The sequence below is a fragment of the Acidovorax bellezanensis genome, assembly GCF_025421555.1.
Classification (GTDB): domain Bacteria; phylum Pseudomonadota; class Gammaproteobacteria; order Burkholderiales; family Burkholderiaceae_C; genus Comamonas; species Comamonas bellezanensis.
In genome coordinates this window covers 385,371-411,192 of the sequence record NZ_JAODYH010000004.1, presented here as the reverse complement: position 1 = coordinate 411,192, position 25,822 = coordinate 385,371, and the positions used below count along the sequence as shown (strand labels likewise).

General features: G+C 66.6%; 24 protein-coding genes. 8 read left to right on the top strand and 16 right to left on the bottom strand.

Annotated elements, in window-relative coordinates; genetic code table 11:
* Positions 1 to 9: 9 nt before the first annotated feature.
* The 3 genes from N0K08_RS10090 to N0K08_RS10080 are packed head-to-tail and all read right to left on the bottom strand — an operon-like array spanning position 10 to position 3,419.
* Positions 10 to 1,143, bottom strand: coding sequence for a CaiB/BaiF CoA transferase family protein (locus N0K08_RS10090; RefSeq protein WP_261500146.1), 1,134 nt, complete (start codon positions 1,141 to 1,143; stop codon positions 10 to 12).
* Complete coding sequence (locus tag N0K08_RS10085) at positions 1,140 to 2,135, bottom strand: oxidoreductase (RefSeq protein WP_261500145.1); 996 nt, start codon at positions 2,133 to 2,135, stop codon at positions 1,140 to 1,142. The genes N0K08_RS10090 and N0K08_RS10085 overlap by 4 nt, the downstream gene beginning before the upstream one ends.
* A gap of 42 nt (positions 2,136 to 2,177) precedes the next feature.
* On the bottom strand, positions 2,178 to 3,419 hold the full coding sequence (locus N0K08_RS10080) for a CaiB/BaiF CoA transferase family protein (RefSeq protein ID WP_261500144.1): 1,242 nt from the start codon (positions 3,417 to 3,419) through the stop codon (positions 2,178 to 2,180).
* A 124-nt stretch (positions 3,420 to 3,543) separates the two neighbouring features.
* Here N0K08_RS10080 and N0K08_RS10075 point away from each other — a divergent pair, with 124 nt between their 5' ends.
* The 4 genes from N0K08_RS10075 (at position 3,544) to N0K08_RS10060 (ending at position 7,964) form a co-directional block, all read left to right on the top strand.
* On the top strand, positions 3,544 to 4,353 hold the full coding sequence (locus N0K08_RS10075; protein ID WP_261500143.1) for an IclR family transcriptional regulator: 810 nt from the start codon (positions 3,544 to 3,546) through the stop codon (positions 4,351 to 4,353).
* A 13-nt stretch (positions 4,354 to 4,366) separates the two neighbouring features.
* The gene (locus tag N0K08_RS10070; protein WP_261500142.1) at positions 4,367 to 5,521 is read left to right on the top strand and encodes an acyl-CoA dehydrogenase family protein; all 1,155 of its coding nucleotides are present in this window, start codon (positions 4,367 to 4,369) and stop codon (positions 5,519 to 5,521) included.
* 78 nt (positions 5,522 to 5,599) lie between these two features.
* A complete protein-coding gene (locus tag N0K08_RS10065) occupies positions 5,600 to 6,586 on the top strand; it encodes a Bug family tripartite tricarboxylate transporter substrate binding protein (protein WP_261500141.1) in 987 nt (328 codons plus the stop codon).
* Positions 6,587 to 6,725: 139 nt separating this feature from the next.
* Complete coding sequence (locus N0K08_RS10060) at positions 6,726 to 7,964, top strand: MFS transporter (RefSeq protein WP_261500140.1); 1,239 nt, start codon at positions 6,726 to 6,728, stop codon at positions 7,962 to 7,964.
* Between the two features lie 14 nt (positions 7,965 to 7,978).
* Here the strand turns inward: N0K08_RS10060 and N0K08_RS10055 are convergent, their stop codons facing one another.
* The 6 genes from N0K08_RS10055 to N0K08_RS10030 form a co-directional block, all read right to left on the bottom strand.
* Positions 7,979 to 8,344, bottom strand: a complete 366-nt coding sequence (locus tag N0K08_RS10055) for a cupin domain-containing protein (RefSeq protein ID WP_261500490.1) — start codon at positions 8,342 to 8,344, stop codon at positions 7,979 to 7,981.
* A 54-nt stretch (positions 8,345 to 8,398) separates the two neighbouring features.
* Positions 8,399 to 9,667 (bottom strand): NAD(P)/FAD-dependent oxidoreductase, encoded by a 1,269-nt coding sequence (locus tag N0K08_RS10050; protein WP_261500139.1) that lies wholly within the window; start codon positions 9,665 to 9,667, stop codon positions 8,399 to 8,401.
* Positions 9,668 to 9,702: 35 nt separating this feature from the next.
* Complete coding sequence (locus N0K08_RS10045; protein ID WP_261500138.1) at positions 9,703 to 10,998, bottom strand: NAD(P)/FAD-dependent oxidoreductase; 1,296 nt, start codon at positions 10,996 to 10,998, stop codon at positions 9,703 to 9,705.
* Between the two features lie 4 nt (positions 10,999 to 11,002).
* Complete coding sequence (locus N0K08_RS10040; protein WP_261500137.1) at positions 11,003 to 11,734, bottom strand: amino acid ABC transporter ATP-binding protein; 732 nt, start codon at positions 11,732 to 11,734, stop codon at positions 11,003 to 11,005.
* Positions 11,731 to 12,390, bottom strand: coding sequence for an amino acid ABC transporter permease (locus N0K08_RS10035; RefSeq protein WP_261500136.1), 660 nt, complete (start codon positions 12,388 to 12,390; stop codon positions 11,731 to 11,733). Before N0K08_RS10035 ends, N0K08_RS10040 begins: the two co-directional genes overlap by 4 nt.
* Positions 12,391 to 12,472: 82 nt before the next feature.
* Positions 12,473 to 13,234: an ABC transporter substrate-binding protein gene (locus N0K08_RS10030; protein ID WP_261500135.1), complete on the bottom strand. Its 762-nt coding sequence runs from the start codon at positions 13,232 to 13,234 to the stop codon at positions 12,473 to 12,475.
* A 257-nt stretch (positions 13,235 to 13,491) separates the two neighbouring features.
* Here N0K08_RS10030 and N0K08_RS10025 point away from each other — a divergent pair, with 257 nt between their 5' ends.
* Entirely contained in the window at positions 13,492 to 14,346 is an 855-nt protein-coding gene (locus N0K08_RS10025; protein ID WP_261500133.1) for an IclR family transcriptional regulator, read from the top strand.
* 36 nt (positions 14,347 to 14,382) lie between these two features.
* Here the strand turns inward: N0K08_RS10025 and N0K08_RS10020 are convergent, their stop codons facing one another.
* Complete coding sequence (locus N0K08_RS10020; RefSeq protein WP_261500132.1) at positions 14,383 to 15,909, bottom strand: amidase; 1,527 nt, start codon at positions 15,907 to 15,909, stop codon at positions 14,383 to 14,385.
* Positions 15,910 to 15,930: 21 nt separating this feature from the next.
* Positions 15,931 to 16,914 carry a Bug family tripartite tricarboxylate transporter substrate binding protein gene (locus tag N0K08_RS10015; RefSeq protein WP_261500131.1) on the bottom strand — a complete coding sequence of 328 codons (984 nt, stop codon included), beginning with the start codon at positions 16,912 to 16,914 and terminating at the stop codon, positions 15,931 to 15,933.
* 128 nt (positions 16,915 to 17,042) lie between these two features.
* Here N0K08_RS10015 and N0K08_RS10010 point away from each other — a divergent pair, with 128 nt between their 5' ends.
* The gene (locus N0K08_RS10010; protein ID WP_261500130.1) at positions 17,043 to 17,957 is read left to right on the top strand and encodes a LysR family transcriptional regulator; all 915 of its coding nucleotides are present in this window, start codon (positions 17,043 to 17,045) and stop codon (positions 17,955 to 17,957) included.
* A gap of 11 nt (positions 17,958 to 17,968) precedes the next feature.
* Here the strand turns inward: N0K08_RS10010 and alr are convergent, their stop codons facing one another.
* Together alr and N0K08_RS10000 are read right to left on the bottom strand one after the other, a co-directional pair.
* The gene (gene alr, locus N0K08_RS10005) at positions 17,969 to 19,078 is read right to left on the bottom strand and encodes an alanine racemase (RefSeq protein WP_261500129.1); all 1,110 of its coding nucleotides are present in this window, start codon (positions 19,076 to 19,078) and stop codon (positions 17,969 to 17,971) included.
* Entirely contained in the window at positions 19,075 to 20,367 is a 1,293-nt protein-coding gene (locus N0K08_RS10000; protein ID WP_261500127.1) for a D-amino acid dehydrogenase, read from the bottom strand. Before N0K08_RS10000 ends, alr begins: the two co-directional genes overlap by 4 nt.
* A gap of 129 nt (positions 20,368 to 20,496) precedes the next feature.
* On the opposite strand from N0K08_RS10000, the gene N0K08_RS09995 reads away from it, so the two are divergent.
* Positions 20,497 to 20,961 carry a winged helix-turn-helix transcriptional regulator gene (locus N0K08_RS09995; RefSeq protein ID WP_261500126.1) on the top strand — a complete coding sequence of 155 codons (465 nt, stop codon included), beginning with the start codon at positions 20,497 to 20,499 and terminating at the stop codon, positions 20,959 to 20,961.
* A gap of 35 nt (positions 20,962 to 20,996) precedes the next feature.
* On the opposite strand, the gene N0K08_RS23235 is transcribed toward N0K08_RS09995, so the two are convergent.
* The 3 genes from N0K08_RS23235 to N0K08_RS09975 all read right to left on the bottom strand — a co-directional run bounded on the left by N0K08_RS23235 (position 20,997) and on the right by N0K08_RS09975 (position 24,955).
* A complete protein-coding gene (locus N0K08_RS23235) occupies positions 20,997 to 23,111 on the bottom strand; it encodes a tyrosine-type recombinase/integrase (RefSeq protein ID WP_315967993.1) in 2,115 nt (704 codons plus the stop codon).
* A gap of 95 nt (positions 23,112 to 23,206) precedes the next feature.
* Positions 23,207 to 24,169, bottom strand: a complete 963-nt coding sequence (locus N0K08_RS09980; RefSeq protein ID WP_261500125.1) for a tripartite tricarboxylate transporter substrate binding protein — start codon at positions 24,167 to 24,169, stop codon at positions 23,207 to 23,209.
* A gap of 57 nt (positions 24,170 to 24,226) precedes the next feature.
* A complete protein-coding gene (locus N0K08_RS09975) occupies positions 24,227 to 24,955 on the bottom strand; it encodes a ribonuclease activity regulator RraA (RefSeq protein WP_261500124.1) in 729 nt (242 codons plus the stop codon).
* Between the two features lie 107 nt (positions 24,956 to 25,062).
* Here N0K08_RS09975 and N0K08_RS09970 point away from each other — a divergent pair, with 107 nt between their 5' ends.
* Positions 25,063 to 25,791 carry a GntR family transcriptional regulator gene (locus N0K08_RS09970; protein WP_261500123.1) on the top strand — a complete coding sequence of 243 codons (729 nt, stop codon included), beginning with the start codon at positions 25,063 to 25,065 and terminating at the stop codon, positions 25,789 to 25,791.
* The last annotated feature ends 31 nt before the right edge of the window (positions 25,792 to 25,822 follow it).

Sequence of the window (25,822 nt, the reverse complement as noted above, 5' to 3'; positions counted from 1 at the left end):
CTGAAGCGATCAGCCCGGCGGCGGCGATGTCGCCGGTGGGCCTATGCCCCAGTCCGCCAGCGTTGCCTCGGCGTTCGCGCCGCGCACGGCAGCGCCGCTGGCGATGCGCGAAGGGGTGCGGGAAAAGCGCAGCGCGGGCGCCGGGTGCAAGGCGCCGTCGACTGCCACGAAATTCCCGCGCTGCGCCAAGTGCTCGTGCGCGGCCAGGTCGGACAGGGACAGGATGGGCGACACGCAGGCCTCGGTGCCGGCAAACACCGTCAGCCAGTGTTCGCAGGGGTGTTGCCGGAACAGGGCGGCAAAGCGCTCGCGCATCGCCGGCCAGGCGGACTGGTCGTGTTGCGGGGGCAGTGCCTCGTCCGTCAGGCCCAGGCCTCGGAGCAGGGCCTGGTAGAAGCGCGGCTCGATCGCCCCAACGGCCAGGTGCTTGGCGTCGGACGTCGCATAGCTGCCGTAGAACGGGGCACCGCCGTCGAGCCAGTTCGACTGCCGCCGGTCGGTCCATTCACCGGCCTGCCATTGACCCAGGATGGGGGCCATCATGGCCAGCGAGCCATCCACCATGGCCGCATCGACCACCTGGCCTTTTCGGCTGCTCCGGGTCTCGAACAGCGCGGCCAGCACGCCCACCAGCAGCAGCATGCCGCCGCCGCCGAAGTCGCCGACCAGGTTCAAAGGCACGCTGGGCGGGCCGTCCGCCGGGCCTATGGCGTGGAGCGCACCGGTGGTCGCGATGTAGTTGATGTCATGGCCCACCGCCTGGGCGAGCGGACCGGTCTGGCCCCAGCCCGTCATGCGTCCATAGACCAGGGCCGGGTTGCGCGCCAGGCACGGCTCAGGCCCCAGCCCCAGGCGCTCCATCACGCCCGGGCGCAGGCCTTCCAGCAGGATGTCGGCGCGACCGACCAAGTCCAGCACCAGATCGCGGCCCGCAGGTGTCTTGAGGTCCGCCAGCACCGAGCGTTTGCCGCGCGCGTTGAACTGGAAGCGCGCGTCGCGCTGCATGCCCATGTTCTGCGCCTCGGGCCTGTCCAGCCGCACCACATCGGCGCCCATGTCGGCCAGCATCATGCCGGCCCAGGGCACGGGGCCTATGGCTTCCATTTCCAGCACGCGCAGGCCGGCCAGCGGGCCGCTTTTCATTGCACGCTGCCGCCCATGTCTATGACCGTGCGGCCCCGCACCTGTCCGGCGAGCGTGCGGTCCAGGTAGGTGGGCAGCTCCTGCATGTCTATCACATGGGCGATCTGCGCCAGGTGGGCGGGGCGGTATTCGCCGGCGATCTTGTTCCAGACGATTTCCCGCAGCGGCATGGGCGAGTTGGCATTGATGCCCAGCAGGCGGATGCCGCGCAGAATGAAAGGCAGGACCGTGGTCGCCAGTTCGGCGCCGCCGGCGTTGCCGAAGGCGGCGATCACGCCGCCGGGCTGCATGGTGCGCGTCAGCCAGGCCAGGGTGGCGCCGCCCACGGAGTCCATGGCCCCGGCCCATTGGGACTTTTCCAATGGCTTGGGCTGGTCCTGCGGCGCAATGCGCCCTGTCACGGCGCTGGCGCCCAGGCCCAGCAGGTAGGGCGTCGCGTCGGCTTTTCCGCTCATGGCCGTCACCTGGTAGCCGCGCTGCGCCAGCATGTCTATGGCCAGGCTGGCCACGCCGCCGGTGGCGCCGCTCACCAGCACCGGGCCCTGGTCCGGCGCCAGCCCGTTGAGTTCCATCAAATGCAGGGCATAGGCGGCGGTGTAGCCGGCCACGCCGATCACGGCAGCCTCGAACAGGCTCAGCCCCTTGGGCAGGGGCAGCACCCAGTCGGCCGGTACCCGCGCCAGCTGTGCATGCCCGCCGTCATGGTCGACACCGATGCCGAAACCATGCACCACGACTTCATCGCCGGGCGCAAAGCGCGCATCGGCCGACTCCAGCACGGTGCCCGTCAAATCGATGCCGCCTATGCGCGGCCAGCTGCGGATGATGGCGTTCAGCCCCTTGGACGCCAGCGCATCCTTGTAGTTGATGCTGGAGTAAGCCACCTGGATGACGACGTTGCCCGGACTCAGATCGTCCAGCGTCAAGGTGGCGATTTGCCGCAGGGGCTCGGTCTCGCCTGGCAGCAGGCGCAATGCTTGGAAGGTATGCATGGTGGGACTGGTTCGGAGGAGGAGGGGAGGAAGGGCGCGCGCTTAGACCACGCCTTGTGCTTTCAAGGCCGCCAGCGCCGAGGCTGCGACGCCAAACTCGGCAAACACCTGGGCGTTGTGCTCACCCACGTCAGGTCCGGTGCGCGGAATGGGCATCTGACGCCCCCGCACCCGCGGAACAATGCAGGGCGCGGGCAGGCTGCCGTACTGCGGGTCGGGCAGGCGCACGATGGCTTCGCGGGCGATGAACTGCGGATCGGTCTGGATGTCTTCTATGGTGTAGACCTTGCTGAACGGCACGCCGGCCGCTTCCAGCGTGCGCTCTATGTCCACGTAGGAGTGGGCCGAAAACCAGTCCGACAAGGCGCTGTCGAGGGCTTGCAGGTTTTGCACACGGTGCGGATTGGTGTCGAAGCGCGGGTCGCTGGCCCAGCCCGGCTGGCCCATGGCCTCGGCCAGGCGCGCGAAGATGGCATTCGACGAGGCCACGACGGTGAAATACACCTGCTCGCGGCTCGCATACATATTGCTGGGCGCCGTATAGCTGGCGCAATTGCCTTCGGGCTGGCGCACCAGGCCCAGCTGCTCATGCTCCACGGGCAGGGGGTCGAGCAGGCGAAACAGGGCTTCGGTGGCCGACAGGTCCACTTCCACGCCCTTGGCCTGCGGGTCGCCGCGCAGGCGCGCGATTTCCGCGGCGATGGAGAAGGCCGCAAACAGGCCCGCCACGGCGTCGCCCACGGGGAAATTGGAGTGCAGCGGCGAGCCGCCTTTCTCGCCGGTGAGGCTGGTGAATCCGCTCTTGGCCTCGAAGATGCGCGCAAAGCCGGGGCGCAGGCGATCCGGCCCGGTCTGGCCGAAGCCCGTCAGCCGCAGTATGACCAGGCGCGGATTGGCGGCGAACAGCGTGGCTGCATCCAGGCCCCAGCGGTCCATGGTGCCGGTGCGGAAGTTCTCGATCAGCACATCGAAGCGGGGCAGCATCTGCAAGAACAGGGCGCGTCCCTGCGCCATGCGCACATCCAGGGAAATGCCGCGCTTGCCGCGGTTGGCCACTTTCCACCACAGGGCGGTGCCGTCCTTCACCGGCTGCAGCGTGCGCAAGGGGTCGCTGCCATCGGGCAGCTCCAGCTTGACGACATCGGCGCCGTGGTCCGCGCACAGGGTGGCGCCAAAGGGCGCGGCCAGGACCGTGGCCATGTCAAGAATGCGCACGCCCGCCAGGGCGCCGTGATTGTTCGGTGTTGCACTCAACTGGAAATCTCCGCGGTGTAAAGCTTGCATACACGGGGTTTTGCCAGAGTTCATTTCGCCGTACAACGCATGTTTTGCACAGCGAAACAATCGACTCAATTCATTGACTGCGCCGCAGGCCAAAACCATCATGCAATCCAACACGCCACACACCATGCAGCCCATCCACTTGCCGGGTCTCGTCAACCCCCACGATCTCAGCGCCGATCGCCAGTTCTCCATGAACCTGGCGCGTGGCATGGAAGTGCTGCGCGCGTTCACGCAGGCCGATCCCATGCTGGGCAACCGCGAAATCGCCGACCGCACCGGACTGCCAAAGCCCACCGTCTCGCGGCTGACCTATACGCTGACCCTGCTGGGTTATCTGAGCCGGGTCGAAGGCCTGCAGAAATACCGCCTGGGCTCGGGCGTGCTGTCGCTGGGCTATCCCTTGCTGGTCAATATGCGCGTACGCCAGATCGCCCGGCCGTTCATGGAGCAACTGGCGCGCGAGACGGGTTGCACTGTCAACCTCGGCATGCGCGACCGCACCAACGTGGTCTATATCGATACCTGCCGCGTGGACCAGGGCAATGTCTACCAGCCCGATATCGGCAGCACGCGCCCGTTGCTGTCTTCGGCCATCGGCCGGGCCTTGCTCCTGGCCTGCCCCCTCGAAGAGCGCCAGGCCATCCTGAACCGGCTCAGGATCGAAGACCCCGAGCGCTTTGCCGCCGAGCTGCGCTATTGGGAGGCCGACCAGAGCGTGTTTGCCGAGCACGGCTACTGCCATTCCCTGGGTGACTGGCGCAAGGACATCCATGCGCTCGGCGCCCCCATTCGCCAGGGCCCACGCGAGGAAGCCCTGGCCCTGAACTGCACCCTGTCCACCTATCGCCTGGGCAAGAAGTCGCTGGCCAAGCTCGCGGCCAATCAGCTGCGCGAAGCCGTCCAGCAAATCGAAATCGCCTCTGGCTTCTCTTAAGAAAGACCTGTTCATGATCCGTCATCCCGAAAAATTCCAGCAGCTGCTGGCCCAGGTACGTGACTTCGTGCGCACGGAATGCATTCCCCTGGAAACACAGGTCGACCAGAGCGACGAGATTCCCGAAGCCCTGGTGCAGCGCATGCGCGACCTGGGCCTGTTCGGCCACAGCATTCCCGAGGCCTATGGCGGCGCCGGCCTGACGTCGGAAGAGCTGTCCATGGTCAATATCGAAGTCTCCCAGGCCGCCACCACCTTCCGCGCCCGCTTTGGCGGCAACACCGGCATTGCCTCGGAATCTCTGGTGGTCGACGGCACGGAGGAGCAAAAACGGCGCTACCTGCCGGGCCTGGCCAGCGGCGCCGTCACCGGTTGCTTCGCGCTGACCGAGCCTGGCGCCGGCTCGGATGCGACCGCGCTCACCACCGAAGCGGTGCGCGATGGCGATGACTACCTGATCAGCGGCCGCAAGTGCTTCATCACCAACGCCCCCATCGCCGGCCTGTTCACCGTGTTTGCGCGCACCGATCCTGCCATCAAGGGCGCGGCCGGCGTCACGGCATTCCTGATCGAGCGCGGCACGCCCGGCCTGGAAACTCCGCCGGCCTACCGGAAAATGGGCCAGCACGGCTCGCCCGTGGGCGAAGTGCTGCTCGACCGCTGCCGCGTGCCGGCCAGCGCCATCCTCGGCGGCCAGACCGGCCAGGGGTTTCGCACCGCCATGCGGGCGCTGAACAAGCAGCGCATCAACCTCGCGGGCCTGTGCATAGGCCCGGCCATCCGCCTGGTCGACGAGATGGTCGAACGCGCGGGCACGCGCAAGCAGTTCGGCCAGCCCGTGGCCGAGTTCCAGCTGGTGCAGCAGATGATCGCCGAAAGCAACGTCGAAGTGCATGCCGCGCGCGCCCTGCTGCTGGAGACTGCGCGCAAGCGTGACGACGGCCAGGACGTGACCATGGAAGCCTCCATGTGCAAGCTGTTTGCCTCGGAAATGTGCGGCCGCGTGGCCGACCGGGCGGTGCAGATTTTTGGCGGCGGCGGCTACATCGCCGACAACGTGGCCGAGCGCTTTTACCGCGACGTGCGCCTGTTCCGCCTCTACGAAGGCACGAGCCAGATCCACCTGGTGAACATCGCGCGTCGCACCATGGCCTTGGCGCAGCGGTAACCCATGAAGCGCGGAACATACCGCGCCCGGGCCCTCGCCCCCGTCCTATAGACCAAGCCATACCCGCAGGAGACATACATGACCCGATTCACCCGCCGCCAGGCCCTGGCCCTCAGTCTGGGCGCAGCCACGCTCGCGGCCATGCCCGCCCAGGCCCAGGACGCCGCTTTCCCCAGCCGTCCCATTCGCATCATCGTGCCGTTCTCGGCCGGAGGGGTGGTGGACTCGACCGCCCGTATCGTGGCCGAGAAGCTGGGCGCCAAATACGGGCACGCCGTCATCGTCGAGAACAAGACCGGGGCGGGCGGAGCGATAGGCACGGAACTCGTGGCCAAGTCCGCGTCCGACGGCTATACCTTGCTGGCCGTGAGTCCCAGCCACGCCGTGCTGCCCAGCGTGGTCAAGAATCTCAGCTGGAGCCCGGTGCGCGACTTCCGGGCCGTGCAAGGTTTTGGCGTCGTCCCCAACCTGCTGGTGGTGCTGCCCAGCATGCCCGTCAAGACCCTGTCCGAGCTGCTGGCGTTGGCGAAGAAAAGCAGTGAGCCGCTGTCATACGCCACGGCTGGCGTGGGCACTTCCAACCATCTTTCCGGGGAGCTGCTTGCCCAGATGGCGGGAGTCAAGCTCACCCATGTGCCTTATCGCGGCCAATCCGACGCCATGAACGATTTGCTCGGGGGCCGCGTCACGATGATGCCGTTGACCGTCGCCATCGCCGGGCCCTATGTCAAGGCCGGCAAGCTGCGCGCGCTGGCCATCACCACGGCCAAGCGCGCCACGGCTTTCCCGGACCTGCCCACGGTGGCCGAGGCGGCCCAGCTGCCCGGCTACGAGGTGGGCGCCTGGTTCGGCCTGGTCGCCCCCAGCAAGGCGCCCGACAGCGTGGTGCGCAAGCTCTTGGCCGATGTCGCCGCCATCCTGGCCATGCCGGACGTGAAAGCCAAGTTGGCGACGCTGGGCATGGAGATGGCGCCCAGGAATCCCGCCGAATTCGACGCTTTCGTGGCCGACGAAGCCAAACGCTGGAACCAGGTTCTCAAGCAGGCCGGGGTGGAACCCCAATGAGTCAGGCCTGACCGCCATGGCCTGGTGCGATACCCTGGGCATCCCCGTTGATGCGGCACAAGCCTCTGCGTAAGATCGAGGCCACGCCCTCCGGCGCATGCCATGGACCGCATGGCCTCTTGCATCACCACGACAAAAAATGACAAACACCAGTACCGCGCCCGCCAGCCCCTTCGCCGAGGTTTTGCCTGAAAAAATCCAGCGCGGCAATATCTGGCGCCTGTCCATCGCCCAGGCGCTGGCGGGCGCGAACTCGGTGGTGGTCTATGCCACGGGCGGCATCGTCGGCGACATGCTCGCGCCCACGCCCATGCTGGCCACCTTGCCGATCTCCATCTTCGTGGTCGGGATGGCGGCCTGCATTCTGCCCCTGGGCGCGCTGACACGGCGCCACGGCCGGCGCGCGGGCTTTCTGGTGGGGACGGGTGCGGGCGTGCTGACCGGTCTGCTGGCCATGCTGGCCGTCACCATGGGCTGGTTCTGGCTGTTCTGTCTGGCGACTTTCTTTGGCGGCAGCTACGCGGCCGTGGTGCTGTCGTTCCGCTTTGCGGCCGCCGATGGGGTGGAGCCCAAGCGGCGCGCACGCGCGCTGTCGCTGGTCATGGCCGGCGGGGTGGCCGCCGGAGTGGTCGGGCCGCAGTTGGTGACCTGGACCATGGATCTCTGGCCCCCGCACATGTTCGCCGCGACTTTTCTGGTGCAGGCCGTGGTGGCGGTGGTCTCGGCCTTCATCCTGCTGGGCGTGCGCCTGCCCATGCCCACGGCCGCGGAAATCACGGCCGGCCGGCCCTTGGCCGAGATCGCGCGCCAGCCGCGTTTCATCGCGGCGGTCATCGCCGGTGCGGTGTCCTATCTGCTGATGAACTTCCTGATGACCGCCGCGCCGCTGGCCATGCACATGGGCGGGCATTCGCAGGTGTCGGCCAACCTGGGCTTGCAGTGGCATGTCATCGCCATGTACGCGCCCAGCTTCGTCACGGGCAGCTTGATCGCACGCTTTGGCGCGGTGCGCATCGCGAGCCTGGGCTTGCTGTTGACCGGGATTTCAGTCGCCGTGGGCCTGGGCGGCGTGGATGTCGCGCACTTCTGGGCCTTCCTGGTCCTGCTGGGAGTGGGCTGGAATTTCGGTTTCCTGGGCGCATCCGCGCTGGTGCTGGACTGCCACCGGCCCGAGGAGCGCACGCGCGTGCAGTCGCTCAATGACTTCATCGTCTTCGGCCTGATGGTGATCGGCTCGTTCCTGTCGGGCGGACTGCTGTCCGCCTATGGCTGGAACATGGTGCTGTGGGTTTCGATCGCACCGCTGCTGCTGGCCATCGTGGCGCTGGCCGTGGCGGTGAGGCGCAGCGCCAATGAGGCCTTGTCGGCCCTGACCTAGGGCCCCGCGGTGGCTCAGTGGGTGACGACCACGAAATACACTTTCTTGACGAACTCGTCCACTTCCCAGTGGCCTTTGTAGCCTTCGGGCATGACGAAGGGATCGCCCGCCTTCAGGGCATGCACCGTGCCGTCCGGGTCGACGACGCGGCAGCTGCCCTCGACGATGTGGCAGAACTCGATGTAGCCGGTGGTGTCCGAGCGGAAGCTGCCGGCCGTGGCCTGCCAGACACCGGCCGTGGCCTTGCCGCCATGGCCTTCAAAGGTGTTCATGGTCAGGGTCCGGGTGTCGCCGGACAGCGGGCGCCTTGGGGCGCCCGCGACGGGGTTGATCAGTTCGGCGGTCTGCCAGCGCACCAGCTTGGCTTGAGGGTTGGTCATGGAATCGGTACTCATGGGAATGGGAAGGGGTGAAGTGTGCCGGTGGCCGGGCCGTCAGGCGCGAAACCGCGAAAGGCGAAAGGCGTGGGGTGCTACGCTGGGCGCAATGCCTTGTACCAGCTGGGCCAGCAGTTCGCCGGCCGCCGGGCCTATGCCAAAACCGTGGCCGCTGAAACCGGTGCCGATGAAGAAGCCGGGGATGCTGTCCACGGCCGAGATCACGGGCAGGGCGTCGGGCGTGACGTCCATCATGCCGCCCCAGGCCTGGGCCACCTGCACGCCGGCAAACACCGGGAAGGCCTGTTGCAGTTGCCGCATCGCGGCGTGCACGGAGCCCGTGTTGGGTCCGGGGTCGAGTGTGCGGGTTTTTTCGAACGGCGTGGGTTGGTCGAGCGCAAAGCGCGTGGGCGTGAACAGCTCGTGGAAAAAACGCCGTCCGAAGCGGATCTTGAGGAACTGCTTTTGCGCCATCCAGGCGCCAAAGAACAGCGGCAGCAGGCGAAAGCTGTCGGGCGTCACGTCGGCCACCGAGGCGGAGAGCTTGGATACCGTGTAGCCACCGTCCGCGCGGGGGCGGCAGGTGAAGTCCTTGCCATTGATGGGCAGGTCCAGCTGGGTGGCGCAGGCCTGCGTGCGCAGCGCCGAGCCATGCACCTTGAGCTGGGGCAGAAAGACGCCGCTGTTGCCGCACATCAGGCGGCTCCAGGCGCCGCCGGCCAGCACCACGCGCGTCGCCGCCACGCGGCCGTGCTCGGTGACCACGCCGGCGAGCCGACCGGCGACGATGTCCAGACCGCGCACCGCGCACTGCTCGAAGATCTGGCAGCCCGCGGCCCGCGCCAGTTGCGCGATGCCGGCGGTGGCGAGCTGGGGTTCGGCCAGACCGTCCGCGGCGCTGTGCAACGCACTGCTCCATGGGCGCCTGCAAGCTTCGCCCAGCTGCTGCTGCACGGCCTCGCCGGTGAGCAGGCGCGCGTCCGTGGGCTGTTGCCTTGCCGAGGCCAGCCAGGCTTCGTGCTCGGCCTGGTCGGCCGCGTTTTCGCCCAGGTAGGCCAGGCCGGTCTGGCGGTAGCCCACGTCGACCTGTTGCTGGATCTCGCGCCACAGGCTGTTGGCGCGGTGGGCCAGCGGCAGCTCCGCGGGGTCGCGGCCTATGCTGCGGATCCAGCCCCAGTTGCGCGAGGATTGTTCGCCCGCGAGCACGCCTTTTTCAAAGACGGCGACGCGCAGGCCGGCCTTGCTCAGTGCCCAGGCCGTGCTGATACCGATGATGCCGCCGCCGATGATGGCGACGTCGACTTGCTGTGGAAGTGGGGAAGACATGGTGCGGGAAAAGAATGAGACAAGGGGAGGCCGGCTCAGCCGGGATAGCCCAGCGCGTCGCGCAGCCGGTACCACTGCAGCGCGGCCAGCGCGCTGAACTGGCGCACGGGGTACAGGGGCAAGCGCCTGATGGGCGTGACGGGAAACTCCCGCGCCGATGCGGGCGTGCCGCGCACGGCGTCGCTCAGCACCCGGCCGAGGGCCGTGCCCATGGCCACGCCGCGACCGCAGTAGCCGTAGGCGGTCCACAGTCCGTCGTCCAGCTGGTGCAGGTGGGGCAGGTCGTCGATGGTCATGCCCACGCGGCAGGCCCAGCCGTGGGGGAAGGGCAGTTCGCTCAGCTGCGGGAAGCGCTCGCACGCCGCCTGGCGCAATTGCGCGCGGGTGCGGGCATCGAGCTGGTCGCTGTGGCGCCCCCGCCCGCCGATGACGAAGCGGCCCTCGGGATCGAGACGGCAGTAGTAGGTGATCTTGCGGGTTTCGGAAACTCCCGCGCGCAGCGGCAGCAGGCGGTGCTGCAGGGCCGCGGGCAGCGGATCGGTGGCGATTTGCGCGCTGGCCACGTTCACATAGGACTGCGCGACCTGGGGCAGCAGTTGGCCGGTGTAGGCGTCGGTCGCGACGATGACCTGGCGGGCGCGCACCGCATGGCCGTTGACCTGCAGCTGGAATCCGCCGGGGGCGCTGCGGATGGTCTGCACCGGCGAATGCTCGTAGAGCGTGGCGCCCAGATCGGCTGCCACACGGGCCAGGCCGCGCGCATATGCCAGCGGCTGCACGGCGCCCGCGCTTTGCTCGAGCAAGCCGCTGGGCCAGTAGTCGGAGCCGGTGGCGGCGCGCACCGCGTCAGCGTCGAGGTAGCGCGTGCTGCCGCCGTGGGCGTTGATCTCGCGTGAGCGCCGTGCCAGGTAGTCGCTGGAGGCGGGCGAATACGCGCCCTGCAACCAGCCGTTGCGCGTGGGCTGGCAGTCGATCTGGTGGCGCTCGACGAGGTCGAACAAGGCGTCGGCGCAGCCGTAGCCAAAGTCCATCATACGGCGCGCCGCAGGTGCGCCGAAGCGCTGGATCAGCGCCGAGGGCAGCGGCTTGAAGCCGGGCACGACCTGGCCGCCATTGCGGCCCGAGGCGCGGTGGCCGATTTCAAAGGCTTCGAACAGCGCGACCTGCACGCCGGCCTGGGCCAGGTGCAGGGCGGCGGACAGCCCGGTGAAGCCGCCGCCGATGACGGCCACGTCGACCTGCAGGGGCGCTTGCAACGCCATGCCCGCGGCGCGCGCTGATGCCGTGGCGGCCCAGAGCGACGCGCTGGGCGCGAAAAGATCGGTGCGCATGGCCTTACTCGGCATGCGTCACGCGGCGCAGGAAGTCCTGCATGCGTTCATTGCGTGGCTGGGTCAGCACCTGCGCCGAGGGGCCTTGTTCGGCGATGCGGCCGCCGTCGAGGAACAGCACGCGGTCGGAGACTTCGCGGGCGAACTTCATCTCATGGGTCACGACGACCATGGTCATGCCTTTTTCCGCCAGCTTGCGCATCACTCCCAGCACTTCGCCGACCAGTTCCGGGTCCAGCGCCGAAGTGGGTTCGTCAAACAGGATGGCGTCGGGCTGCATGGCCAGCGCGCGCGCAATCGCCACGCGCTGCTGTTGCCCACCCGAGAGCTGGTTGGGGTAATGGGCCATCTTTTCCGCCAGGCCCACGGAGGCCAGGATGTCGCGCGCCCGTTCGCTGGCTTCGGCCAGGCTTTCGTTCTTGACGTGGACCGGCCCTTCCATGACGTTTTCCAGCGCGGTGCGGTGCGGGAACAGGTTGAAGCGCTGGAACACCATGGCCACGCGCTGGCGGATCTGGCGGATGCTGGCCGCGTTCGCGTCCACGCGCACGCCGTCGATGGTGATGCTGCCGCCCTGGTACTGCTCGAGGCCGTTGATGCAGCGCAGCATGGTCGACTTGCCCGAGCCCGACGGGCCGATCAGACAGACCACTTCGCCGCGCTGGATCTCGGCGTCGATGTTCGTCAGCACCTGGTGGCTGCCGTAGGACTTGCTCAGTTGCTCGATCTTGATCATTTGCGATTTCCCAGACGGCGCTCCAGCTTGCCCACGCCATACATCATGGGCAGGCTCATGGCGAGATAAATCAGGGCCACCAGGGTGAAGATGGTGGCGCTCTTGAACGTGGCGGCGGAGATCAGCTTGCTCTGCATCGACAGTTCGACGACGGTGATGACGGCGGTCTGGGACGAATCCTTGAGCATCATCACCAGGTTGTTGCCGTAGGGCGGCAGGGCGATCTTGAAGGCCTGCGGAAAGATCACGCGGCGCAGCACCTTGGCGCGCGACATGCCCAGCGATTGCGCGGCCTCGTACTGGCCCACATCGACGGCGTCTATGCCCGCGCGGAACACTTCGGCCATGTACGACGAGTAGGCAATGCCCAGACCCAGCGCGCCGGCCTGGAATGCGCTCAGGCTGATGCCGAAGTCGGGCAGCACGAAGTACATGTAGAACAGCACGACGACGATGGGCACGCCCCGGATCAGGTTGGTGAGAATGCGGCTGGCATGGGCCAGGGGGGCGACGCCGGAAACGCGCAGCAAGGCCCAGAAAAGGCCTAAAAGCGTGGCGATGAGCAAGGCCGCAATGGTGATGGCGATGGTCGTCAAGACCCCTTGCATGAGGACGGGCAGGTACTCCACCGCATCGCTGAAAAAAGTGTCGAACATTCAGTTGCCTTGGCAAAAAGGAACAGGGTCCGCGCGGCCTTTGCACCCGGCAGGGCGGGGCACGCGCAGGCGGGGGAGCGCGTTACTGCGGCACGCCCCACTTCTTCAGGATGGCGGCCAGCACGCCGTTCTGCTTGATCTTGGCGACGGCGGTGTTGAGCTTGGCCAGCGTCTGGGTGTCGCCCTTGCGCACGGCCAGGGCGATGTCGGTGGCCAGCAGGCTCTGGTAGCTATCGACCAGGCGCACCTGCTTGGCGGCGGACATGCGCACCTGGTAGGCCACGACCGGGCCGTCGCCAAAGCCGGCGTCCAGGCGGCCCAGGGCGATGTCGCGCACCATGTCGGACATGGTGTCGTACATTTTCAGTTCCTTGAATCCCTGGACGGCCTTGAGCGGCTCGACATAGGAGGTGCCCATTTGCACGCCCACGACCTTGCCCTTGAGGTCGTCGTAGTTGCGGTAGGCCTTGGTGTCATTCATGGGCACCAGCAGGGCTTCCTTGTAGGTCAGCACGATGTCGGAGAAGTCCACCACTTCGGCGCGCGCGGGGGTCTTGGCGAAGGCCGACGAGATCATGTCGATCTTCTTGGTCTGCAGCGACGGGATCAGCGTGGCGAAGGGGATGCCCGAGATCTCCGGCGTGAGGCCCAGTTCCTTGCCCACCGCCTGGGCCACTTCCACCATCACGCCTTCGAGTTGATTGGTCTTGGGGTTGAGGAAGTTGAAGGGCACGGCGGTCGGCGTCGCGCCGACCTTGATGACTGCCGGCTGGGCGTGGGCCGAGGCAAAGGCGAAGGCCACGCAGGCCGCAGCCAACAGCGATTTCGGAGCAATTTTCAACATGAGAGGCTTTCAGTGGTTGGATGTTTGCGGAACACATCGGTCGGCGGTTGTCGTATTGCTATTCAATACGCATGAATTGCTTAGCGATTCATTGCTGCAATGGTAGTCAAGAATGCCTGGCTGCATTCGGCATTTTTCCGGGAAAAAATAAGTGATTTCCCTTGGATTCATGGGTTTTGGCGTGATTCCGCAGCCCATCGGCGCAATGTTGCAGCGTATTTCTATACAGTAGACGTATATCTTTTAGCGATACCATCATGAGCACTGTGAACCCGGAATCGTCGACCCTGTATGTGCAGTCGCTGGCCACTGGCGTGTCGGTGTTGAAAGCGTTCAATACCGAGCGCTCGTCCATGAGCCTGCCGGAGATCGCCGCAGCAGTCGGCATCTCCAAGAGTGCGGCGCAGCGCTTTGCGTTCACGCTGGAAGCGCTGGGACTGCTGAACAAGGACCCGCACTCCAAGCGCTACTCGCTGTCTTCGCTGAACCTGGACGCGGGCTACCAGTACCTGCAGTCCCACCCCCTGCTCGATCGCGCCAATCCCTATCTGCTGGACCTGAACCAGCGCTCCGGCGAGACGGTGAATCTGGCCGAGCCCGCGGGCGACAACATGGTCTACATCGGGCGCTTCTCCAGTCTGGTGCGCCTGATCATGCACATGCCCATAGGGCAGCGCATTCCCATGTTCTGTGCCTCTACGGGCCGCACCTATTTGTCCGGCCTGTCCGACGATGCGGCGCACGCCATCCTGTCGCGCAGCGACCGGGTGCGCTACACGCCGAAAACCGAAACCAATGTCGATGCGCTGATGGCTATCGTGCAGCGCGCGCGCGAGGACGGCTTTGCCTACTGCGACGAGGAGTTCTACCGCGGCGATCTGGCCCTGGCGGTACCGGTGCGCGACGGGGCAGGCAACATCATTGCCGGGCTCAACCTGTCCGTGTCGTCGACGGAATGGACCGCCAAGCGCGCGATCGCCAAATTCGTGCCGCTGATGCTGGAGACGGCGCGCCTGATCTCCACCACGCCGCCGAATGTGGCGGCGCAGCGGCCGTTTCGCACCGAACTGCGCATACCGCGGGGCGAGGGCGGGTCGGCCGCGGGGGCCTAGGGCCCGCTGCGCCGCAGCGTCCCCTCGCGGCTTGCGTCAGACGGCCGCGACGGCGATGGCCTCGGTGAGGGTGCCGGACAGGATGGGCGGCGTCTTGATAATCGAGGTCAGAGCGGGTTCGGCCGGGCGCAAGGCCGCCAGGTCGGGCCGCGGCCGGCGCAGTTGCACATCGCTGGCGAAGGCCTTCTCCATGGCATGCGCCGCACCCAGTAGCTGGCGGTCGGCCCTGAAGCCGCCCACGATCTGCAGGCCGAAAGGCATGCCCGCGTGATCGAGACCGCAGGGCAGCGAGATCGACGGATGCGTCGTCAGCGTCACGACATAAGTGAGCGCCAGCCAGCGATAGTAGTTCGCCTGCTGCTCGCCATTGATGGTGTCGGCATAGAGCTGCGTCCATGGAAAGGGCGTCACCGGTGTGGTGGGCGACAGCACCAAATCGTAGTCGGCGAAGGTCGACTGGAATCGCTGGATGAGGCGCGTCTGCTCGGCCTGCGCCCAGGCGCTGTCGAGCAGGCTCATCTGCGCGCCCATCTCGTAGTTGGCACGGGTGTTGGGCCCCAGACTGCCGGGATCGCGCTCGTAGGCGGCATGCATGCTCGCCACGAAGGCCTCGGCGCGCAGCACGTCGAAGCAGCGGTGCGTCTCGCCAAGGTCAAATTCAATTTCATCGCAGCGGTGGAACAGATGCCGCATCGCAGCCATCTTGTGGCGCATGGTGTCGCGTATGCCGTTGTCCACCGCGCAGGTGCCGAAGTCGTGGGTCCACGCCACGCGCAGTTGGCTGAGATCCACGTCGATGGGCTTGAGAAATGACAGCGGGTCCAGCGGATAGCTCAGGGGGTCGCCCGCGTGCATGCCGGCCGATGCCGCCAGTTGCAGGCAGGCGTCTTCCACCGTGCGGCCCATGGGACCGACGACGGAGATCGGCGTCCAGCCCAGCAGCTTGCGCACGCTCGGCACGATGCCCGGCGAAGGCCGAAAGCCGACCACGCCGCACATGGCGGCCGGAATGCGCAGGGAGCCGCCTGTGTCGGAGCCGGTGCACACCGGCAGCATGTCGCAGGCGAGCGCAGCCGCCGAGCCGCCGGAGGAGCCGCCGGCATTCAGGTTGGGATTGAAGGGGTTGCCGGTGGCGCCCCACACGTCGTTGCGCGAGTTGGCGCCTGCGCCCATCTCGGGTACGTTGGTCTTGCCCGTCACGATGGCGCCGGCCTTGCGCAGACGCGCCACCAGTTCGATGTCCGCCAGCGGCACGTGATCGCGGTAGATGGACGAGCCCCAGGTGGTGAGCAGGCCTTGCGTGGGTTCGAGGTCTTTCACGCCCAGGGGCAGGCCGTGCAGCAGTCCCAGCGGGTGGCCGTGCATGACGGCGGCTTCCGCCGCCTTGGCCTCGGCCCTGGCACGGTCGAAGCAGGTCGCGGTCACGGCGTTCACGAACGGGTTCACAGACGCGATGCGCGCGATGCAGGCTTCCAGCAGCTCGACGGGTGAAATCGCCTTGCGGCCGATGAGGCTGCGCAGTTCGACGGCGGATTTTTCTATGAGTTCGGTGGTGGTAGGCATGGGTTCGGGGTGGCTGAAGGGTCAGTCGGCGATGATGTTTGCGCGGGCGGCGATGGCTCGCATGATGGGCAGCTCCCTTTTGATCAGCTCGCTCGCCGCTGCGGCGTTGCTGTAGCTTGGCTCTAGCCCCAAGGCGCTCAATTTGGTCCGCGTGTCTGGATCGGCCATCGTCACGGCCAGTGCTTTCTCGAGCCGGGCCTTGGTGTCAGCGGGCAAGCCCTTGGGCGCGACCAGCATCAGCCAGGTATCCATGTCGATGTCAGGATAGCCGCTCTCGGCCAGGGTGGGGACGTCGGGCAGGAAACTGGAGCGTTTGGCTGCCGTGAGCGCGATGGCCTTGATCTTGCCGCTCTTGAGCAGCGGTATCGCCGCGCTCACCGTGTCGACGCTGAACACGATCTGTCCGCCCATGAGATCCGTCATGGTCTGTGCGCTGCCCTTGTAGGGCACATGCGTCATCTTCAGTCCGGCCGCATGCAAGATGGATTCGCCGGCGAATTGCGAGGTCGTGCCCGCACCGAAGGAAGCATAGGCATATTTGCCGGGCGATGCCTTCACGTAGTCCACGAACTGTCGGACGGTCTGTACCGGCGCGTTGTTGTTGGCAAGCAGGATCAACCCGGTGCGCCCGGTGACGCCGATCGGCTCGAAGCTCTTGAGCGGGTCGTAAGGCAGGTTGGCGCGGATCGCGGGGTTGACGGTGAAGGTGGTGCCCGAAGTGAGGAGCAGCGTGTAGCCGTCCGGCGCCGCCCTGGCAACGTAGGTCGCCCCGATGATCGATGCCGCGCCCCCCCGGTTGTCGACGACGACGGACTGACCGAGTTCCTCGCTCAATCGCTGGCCAATGATGCGGGCGGTTCCATTCGTGACGCCACCTGGCGGAAAAGGAACGACGAGCGTGATCGCTCGCGATGGAAACCCCGGCTCCGCGGCAACCGTGGCGAGCGGAGAAAAACCGAGGCAGGATGCCAGCGCGATGCCGGCGAAGACGGAAAGTTTGTGCATGACGAGCTCCTGATGAATCCGATCTTAGGAGCGATATTTCAATGCCACAAGCACAATGATTAGAATTGTGGATTGCCAAATCGGCAATCGAAACGGCGCGCTGTCGGCCGTGCAATGCGGAGAATTTCATGCGACTTCATGCCCTGCAGGAAACGGCGGTGCGGTATTTTCTCGAGGTCGTCAAAAGCGGCTCGGTGAAGGATGCGGCGCTCAAGCTCAATGTCGCACCTTCGGCTGTCAGCCGGCAGGTCGCCCGCCTCGAGCGCGAGCTGGACACGCTGCTGTTCGAGCGCCACGCGCGCGGCATGGTGCCCAATGCGGCGGGCGAGTTGCTGGCCGCGCATGCCAAGCGGACGCAGCAGGACATCGAACGGGTCGCGAGCGACATCGCCGGTCTGCGCGGCCTGCGCAGCGGACATGTGCGGGTGGTGAGCACCGAAGGCTTCGCCTTTGACTTCCTCCCGACGGTGATTGCACGCTTTCGCGAGCAGTACCAGGGCATCCACTTTCACCTGGAAGCGGCATCGCTGGGGGATGTTTCACGACGGATACGCGACGGTGAAGCGGATGTCGGCATGACCTTGAGCGCGCGGCCAGAGCCCGGCATCCAGGTCGAATTGCGCTATCCCTGTCCCATCCTGGCGGTGATGGCTCTGGGGCATCCGCTGGCGACACATCCGCAGTTGTCGCTGCGCCAGGTGGTGGGCTATCCGCTGGGCCTGCCGCCGGAGGGCAGCTCCATCAAGCAGCTGATCGACGCCAGCTGCAGCAGGCAGGGGCTGCAGTATGTGGAGGTCATGTCCAGCAACCATGCGAGCGCGCTGGTGAGTTTCGTGGCCGCGGGCGGCGGCGGCATCGCGTTTTACGGCGAGCTGTCCATTCCCACGCTGCTGAAAACCGGGACCTTGGTCGCGATTCCCCTGAAGGACAGGGAGATGCATGAGCGCCACCTCGAAGTGGTGACGCTGGCCGGTCGCTCGCCGCCCGATGCGGGCCGGGCGTTCGTGCGGTTCCTGACCGAGGCGATCAAGGCGGCCGCCTGAAAGGCCTCACGCTAAGGGGCGAGCGCTGCGTTGGCGCATTGCTGCGCCGCACGCGCTCCCGTATAGACCTTGCGCACGCGCTTGACGTTGCATAGCAGCTCATAGGCAATGGTCTGCGCACGGGTGGCGACTGCGTTGATATCGATGTTCTCGCCCCAGAGTTCGACCGGGCTGGAGACGCCGCAGCCGGGCAAGTCCGTGAGGTCGACCGCGAGCATGTCCATGGAGACCCGGCCGACGATGGTCGAGCGTGCACCGGCGATGGCGACAGCGGTGCCGTTGCCGGCCGCCCGGGGATAGCCGTCCGCATAGCCCATGGCGACCAGGCCTATGCGCATGGGGCGGTCCGCGGTGAAGCTGCCGCCATAGCCGACGCAATCACCGGGCGCAATGTCGCGCACCGCGAAAACCTCGCTTTCCAGGCGCATGACGGGCGACAGCGCCGTGCCGGGTTGCGGCAAGGGGCTCGCGCCATACAGCGCAATGCCGCAGCGGCCCCAGTCCCGGCGCGCCTCGGGCCAGGCCAGGATGCCAGCGGAGTTGCACAGGCTGCGCTCGCCCGCCAGATGCTGTATGGCCGCGTCGAAGGCGCGGATCTGCTCGCGGGTCACGTCCACCTGCGGCTCATCGGCGCGCGCGAAATGCGTCATCAGCACAATGCGGTTCACGGCCGCGCAGGCGCTCAGGCGTGCGTGGGCGTGGCGGATGCAGTCCAGGCCAAAGCCCGCGCGCCGCATGCCGCTGTCGGCCTTGAGCCAGACGTTGAGGCTTTTCGCCGGCAGCCGGGCATGCTCCAGCATCCGCAGCTGCTCTTCGTGGTGCACCACGCTCCACAGCCCTTGCTGTTGAAACTGCCGCAGCTCGGACTCGGAGAAAAAGCCTTCCAGCACCAGGATGGGCGATGCGATTCCGCTGTCGCGCAAGGCCAGGGCTTCGTCCCCGAAGGCGACGCCGAAGCCGTCGGCCTCGGGCGCCAGGTGCCGGGCGCATGGCAGGGCGCCATGGCCGTAGGCATCGGCCTTGAGAATGGCCAGCGTGCGACCGCCATGCTGGCGGCGCGCCAGGCCGTAGTTGCGCGCGAGCGCGGCCAGGTCGATGACGGCGCGGGCAGGGCGGCTCATGCGGACACCGGCAATGCGTGCCGGGCGCGTGGCGCGGCGGGAGCGTAGCGGTCCAGCGCCAGGCCGGCCGGGTTGATGGCGGGCGTGCAGCCGGTGATGATGTCGGCCATCAGCTTTCCCGAACCGCAGGCCATGGTCCAGCCCAGGGTGCCGTGTCCGGTGTTCAGGAACAGATTGGGATAGGACGTGCCGCCGATGATGGGCGTGCCGTCCGGCGTCATGGGGCGCAACCCGGTCCAGAAAGACGCCTGCGCCAGGTCGCCACCGGGGAAGAGGTCGCGCGTGACCATTTCCAGCGTGGCGCGCCGCGCGGGGTTCAGGCCCAGGTCGAAACCACCGAGTTCCGCCATGCCGCCGACACGGATGCGCTCATCGAAACGGGTGATGGCGATCTTGTAGGTCTCGTCCAGCACGGTGGAGAGCGGTGCGAGGGATGCGTCGAGCATGGGAATCGTCAACGAGTAGCCCTTGACGGGATAGACGGGAAGGTTCAGGCCCAGGGGCTGCAGCATGTCGCGCGAATAGCTGCCCATGGCCAGCACATAGCGATCGGCCTGGATCAGCTCCTGGCCCACTTTCACGCCCAGAATGCGGCGCCCGTCGCTGGCGAGCGCGCTGACCTGCTGGCCAAAGCGGAATTTCACGCCGTTTTCCTCTGCCAGCCGGGCGAGTTCGCGGGTGAACATCTGGCAGTCGCCGGTCTCATCGCCGGGCAGGCGCAGGCCGCCGGTCAGGGGGCTGTTGGCGAAGGCCAGCGCCGGCTCCGCGGCCGCCACGCCAGCCGCATCGAGCAGCTCGTAGGCCACGCCGCATTCTTCCAGCACGGCGATGTCGCGTCGGGCGGCTTCGAGTTGGGCCTGCGTTCGGAACAGCTGCAGCGTGCCGCCCGTGCGCTGTTCGTACGCGATGCCCGTGGACGCGCGCAGATCACGCAGGCAGTCGCGGCTGTATTCGGCGACGCGCACCATGCGCTCCTTGTTGACGGCATAGCGCTGCGGGGTGCAATTGCGCAGCATGGCCGCGATCCACTGCAATTGCCACAGGCTGCCGTCCGGACGCACGGCCAGGGGCGCGTGTTTTTGAAACATCCACTTCAAGGCTTTGAGCGGAATCCCGGGGGCTGCCCAGGGCGCGGAGTAGCCGGGCGAGACCTGGCCGGCGTTGGCGAAGCTGGTTTCCAGCCCTGGGGCGGGCTGGCGGTCCAGCACGGTGACTTCGGCCCCGGCCTGCGACAGATAGTAGGCCGTTGCGGTACCTACCACCCCACTACCCAACACAACGATTTTCATGGAAGAATCCATAGTAGCCAATGAATTCAACGAATATATGAGTTCATATCTGGTGTTTTTAATGGAATATTTATAAGATTTCCGTGGATTTCATCGTTGCAATGTAGATTTATGGGGAATGGCCGTGGAATGAGCGATCTGGATAAATTGGATCTGAAAATCCTGTCTCAGCTGCAGAAAAATGGGCGGGTTTCCATCACCGAACTGGCGGAGCACATCGGCCTTTCCGCCTCGGCCTGTGCGGAGCGGGTGCGTCGGCTGGAGCGCGACAAAGTCATCACGGGCTATCACGCGCGCGTCAGTCCCACGGCGGTGGGAAAGACGCTGCTGGTGTTTGTCGAAATCAAGCTGACGACCAAGTCCGAGGAGATCTTCGAGCGCGTCAAACAGGAGTTGCTGCTGGTGCCGGAAGTGATGGAGTGCCACCTTGTGTCCGGTGAATTTGACTACCTGGTGAAGTTCAGACTGCGCGGCATGGAGGAATACCGCCAGCTGCTGGGCACGATCTTGAAGCGGCTGCCGGTGCCGGCGCAATCGCACAGCTATGTCGTCATGGAAGAGATCAAGGACGATCTCTCGCTGCAACTGGGCTGAGGGCGGACATCAGCGCGGGGTGCGGGGCCTATCCACTACACCGCCGCCTCGACCCCCAGCACCGCGGCCACGCGCGATGCCATGTCGGCCTTGACGTAAATGCCCGTGGTGGAAATGTCCGCATGGCCCAGCAGTTGCTGCACCACGGCCAGGTCCTTGCCGCTGGCGCGCAGCGACTGGTGGGCGAAGGTGTGGCGCAACCAGTGGGCCGAGGCCTTGAGGAAGTCGGTCTGGGCCGCGCCGGGCTGCTCCTGCACCTGGCGGAAAAATCCCTTGAGCACGCCGTGCAGCCGCGCCGCCGACAGGGCGCCTGTGGCGTTGGCTTCGCGTCGGGCGTTCGACGCCAGGTCGCCCACGGTGCCGGGGTGGCCCATGGCCAGGCGCTCTTCCAGAATGCCCAGCAGGGGGCAGTCGCTCTTGGGAATGTCGGCGTAGCTCGATAGCTGGCCCGAGGCGATCAGCGCCAGCCGGTCCTGGTAATGGGCTTCGAGCGCCTGCAGCGTTTCGGGCTTGAGCGGCACCATGCGCTCGCGCTGGCCCTTGCCCGAGAATTTCAAGGCCCAGATGTCGGACTCGTTGTTGTCCAGGCGCACGCGCTCTATATGGCCCCAGCTCATGTTCACGGCTTCGGCGCGGCGCAGGCCGGCGGTCTGCAGCAGCAGGATGGCGGCGCGCAGCCGGCGTTTGACCGGGCCGTCGGCCATGTCCTGCAGGGTGGCGCGAATGGCTTGCAGGGCTTCGTTGGAAAACGAGCGCATGACGTCCATTTGCATGTCCCGGCGCTTGCTGCCGCGCACGCTGGCCACGGCGTTGGCGTCCAGGTAGCCGCTGGCATGCCAGTCGCGGTACATGGTGGCGATGGCGCTCATGGTCTGCTGGATGCTCAGGTCGCCCAAGGGGCCACGCAGGGGCCGCCAGTCGGGCGAGCCTTTGGTGACCGGCGCTTTCTGGCACCAGTGGGCCGGCGGGGCGCGCAAGAAAGCCTTGAAAGCGATGAAGTCCTCGGTGGCCAGGGAGGCGAGCGGGGTCTGGCGCTCGACCAGGGCCCACAGGATCAGGCGCTCGACGGCACGGCGGTAGCTGTCCTGCGTGGCCGCGGATTTTTCGGCCAGGGTGGCGAACCAGGCCTGCACGGCTTCGCGGTCGGTATGGGCCTTGAGGGTGTTGGGCCGGTGCGAGCGAAACAGGCCGTCGTCGCCCAGCAGGTGCAAAGGCCAGGCCAGGACTTCGAGCGGAACGACGCCGAACAGCTCGGGAGTCCCCGGGCTGCGCGCGGGCAGGTGATTGGCCACGGTGGCTGCAGGAGCGAACTCGGCGTAAATCATCTCCTGCGCAATGCGGTGGTGGATGTTCACGCCGATCGCGCCCTGGTGGTCGGAGAGCCACAGCAGCAGGCGCTGGGCCCGGGTGCGGCCCACGCCGGGCAGCTGGGCGTACCAGCGCCGCCCTTGCAGATTGATCCACTGGATGGCGTTGCTGAGCGTCAGCACGCCATGCTGGCGCAATTTGGCGCAGATGGCCGCATCCAGCCAGAGCTCGGTGGGGTCCTGGGGCTGGGGGTGCTGGGCCACATGGTCTTGCACCCAGCTGATGGCAGCCAGCCGGCCGCGCAATATGTCCGAGGGGGTGGCGGCCTGGTACTCCTGCTGCGCTGCCTGCCCATCGCTTTTCGCCTGGTCCCGCATCTGCTCTTCGTACAGCGCGATGAGTTCCTTTTCGCTGAACATGTCCTCGGCAAAGCTTTCGGCGAAGGCCTCGAGGCTGGGCAGCTCCGGAGCCGGCGCGGGCTGGGCCAGCAGCTGCGCCAGGATGCGCGCGCCCAGGGCCGCATCGGGCAGGGTTTGCAGGCTCAAATGGATGCGTTGCTCCAGGAGCTCGCGATAGGCGAGGGCCGCGCGCCGGTCCATGCTGCCCAGATGCAGCAGATAGCGCTGGGCGGCGAGCTTCACATCGACGCCCTGGATCACGGCGCGCATGAAGGAGGTCTCGCTGGCCGTGATGCGCGAGCCCGCGCTGGCGATTTTTGCCTTCGAGCCCAGGGGGCGGCCGCGGCGCCGCCGGGGTCGCTCGGAGGCATCCGCAGCAGCGGCGTGCTCCTCGCGGTCCTCTTCGATATCCACGACCTGAATGCCGTCTATCCGCGGGCCCATGGCTCCCCTTTTCTGGGCCTGTTGGCCTGGTCGATTGAATTGCAGTGCGTATTATCCCTTGCGATGGTGAAGCGCAGAGGCGGACTGTTGCCGCGTCACTCGGCTTGAATGCCGGCGTCCTTGGCGACCTTGCCCCACTTCACGGACTCGGCCGCGATGAAATCGCTGAACTGGCGGGCGGATCCCCCGCCGGGCTCTATGCCCGCATCGACCAGGGTCTTGCGCACATCCGCCAACTGCAGGATGCGGTTGACTTCGGCATTGAGCTTGCCGACCACGGCCTTGGGCGTGCCCGCGGGGGCCAGCAGTCCGCCCCAGGTGCTGGTTTCGTAGCCGGCGATGCCGGCCTCCTGCATGGTGGGCACGTTGGGAAACACCGCGGAGCGTTGGGGGGATGTCACGGCCAGGGCGCGCAGGCGATCGGAGTTGACCTGCGCTTTGACCGCGGCCACGGTGTCGAACATCATCGTGGTGCGGCCGCTGATCAGGTCGGGGTGGGCCAGCGTGCTGCCCTTGTAGGGCACATGGGTGATATCGATGGCGGCCAGCGTCTTGAACAGCTCGCCCGACATGTGGGGCGCGCCGCCCTTGCCGCTGGAGGCAAACGTCATCTCGCCCGGATGGGCCTTGCCATGGGCCACCACGTCCTTGACGCTCTTGAAGGGGGCGACAGGAGCGACCACCAGCACCAGCGGAACGACATGGGTCAGCGCGACCGGCTCGAAGCTCTTGAGGACATCGAACGGCAGCTTCTTGAACAGGCTGGGATTGATGGCGTGGCTGCTGGCGACCAAGGCCAGGGTATGGCCATCGGGCGCGGCCTTGGCAATCGCTTCCGTGCCAATGATTCCCGAGGCCCCCGCGCGGTTCTCTATCACCACCGATTGCCCCCAGGTCTCGCCCATTTTCTGGCCGATCAGGCGCGCCGCCAGGTCGATGGCGCCGCCGGGCGAGGAGGGCACGACGATGGTGATGGGTTTGCTGGGGAAATTCTGTGCCAGGGCGGGTACGGTGATGCTGCTGGCTAGCAATGCGGCGGTGACGGTTGCGCGAATCATGGATATCTCCTCGTTGGCTGCGTGATGGGGACCGGGGGAAAAGCGCGGCTGGCGTCGTCAGCGGCCGTGGGCCTTGCGCCATTGGGCAAAGTCGTCCAGCGTTTCGGGGTGGGTCGCGGGATACAGGCCGATGATGGAGCGGCCGTTTTGCACCTGTTCGGCGACGAAGTCCTCGAAGGCCGTCATGCCGGTGGCTTCCAGGGCGATCTCCTCGGCGAGGTGGGCGGGAATGACGACCACGCCGTCGCCATCGCCCACCACGATGTCGCCGGGGAACACGGGTGCGTCGCCGCAGCCTATGGGCACGTTGATGTCGATGGCCTGGTGCAGCGTCAGGTTGGTGGGCGCGGAAGGGCGGGTGTGGAAGGCGGGGATGTCCAGCGTCGCAATCTCGGGCGCGTCGCGAAAGCCGCCGTCGGTGACCACGCCTGCCACGCCGCGCACCTGGAGCCGGCGGATCAGGATGGCTCCCGCGGACGCGGCGCGCGCATCCTTGCGGCTGTCGAAGACCAGCACCGCGCCCGGAGGGCAGTCTTCCACGGCCTTGCGCTGGGGGTGGGCCGGGTTGGTGAACGCGGCCAGGGTGTTCAAGTCCTCGCGCGCCGGCATGTAGCGCAGCGTGAACGCCGGGCCGACCATCGTGGGCTTGGCCGCGCCGCCTACGGGCACGGCGCCCTGAATCACCTGGTTGCGCAATCCGCGCTTGTAGAGGCAGGTGCACAGCGTGGCAATGCTGACGTTGCGCAGCAGTGCCGTGGTTGCCGGGGAAACGCTGGAGGAATTCATAAGACAAGGCCCATCAAAATTGTGTTGCATTCTAGTGTTCTAGAATGCGTTAACGTTTCCGGGGGAAACCCTTGTCTTAGAATCAAAATTTCCTCCCCGCAAAATTCATGGCCCGCCCCAGCTTTGTCTCCGCCGCCACCTTGGAAGGCATTGCGTCCCTGCAGCCTTATGACTCGGCCGAAGGCCGTGGCAAGGCCGCGGACTTCGTCTACGCCGCGTTGCGCCGCGCCATCGTGGAGTGCACGCTGCCGCCCGGCGCGGCCTTGAACGAGCCGGTGGTGGCCGAGCAATTCGCGGTCAGCCGCAGTCCCGTGCGCGAAGCCTTCAGGGCCTTGGCCGCCGACGGCTTGCTCGACATCTTTCCGCAGCGCGGAAGCTTTGTGTCGCGCCTGGAGCGCGGGGCCTTGAACGATGCGCTGTTCGTGCGAGAAGCCATTGAGTGCGCCGCCGTGAGGCTGGCCGCCGCCGCGCCCCTGGCGGAGCGAAAAATGCTGTCCCGAATCGTGCAGCGCCACCGCGAGGCCTTGCGCTTCGAGGACCGCGACGCCAGTCTGGCGGCCGATGAGGATTTCCACAAAAGCATCGTGCTGCTCGCGGGCCACGCCTCGGCCTGGAGCGTGGTGCTCTCGGCCCGAACGCGGCTGGAGCGTCTGCGGCGGCTGGCCAACAAGACCATTCGCGGCAGTGAAGAGTCGGTGGAGCTGCACGACCAGATCGCCCAGGCCGTGATTGCGGGCGATGCGCAGCTGGCCGAGCAATTGCTGCGCGACCACATCCGGCAAGTGAGCGGTTTCATTGACCGGCTGGCCGAGATCTATCCGGCGTATGTGGCTTAGCGCGGCCAGGCTTGGGCCAGTGTGATCACCG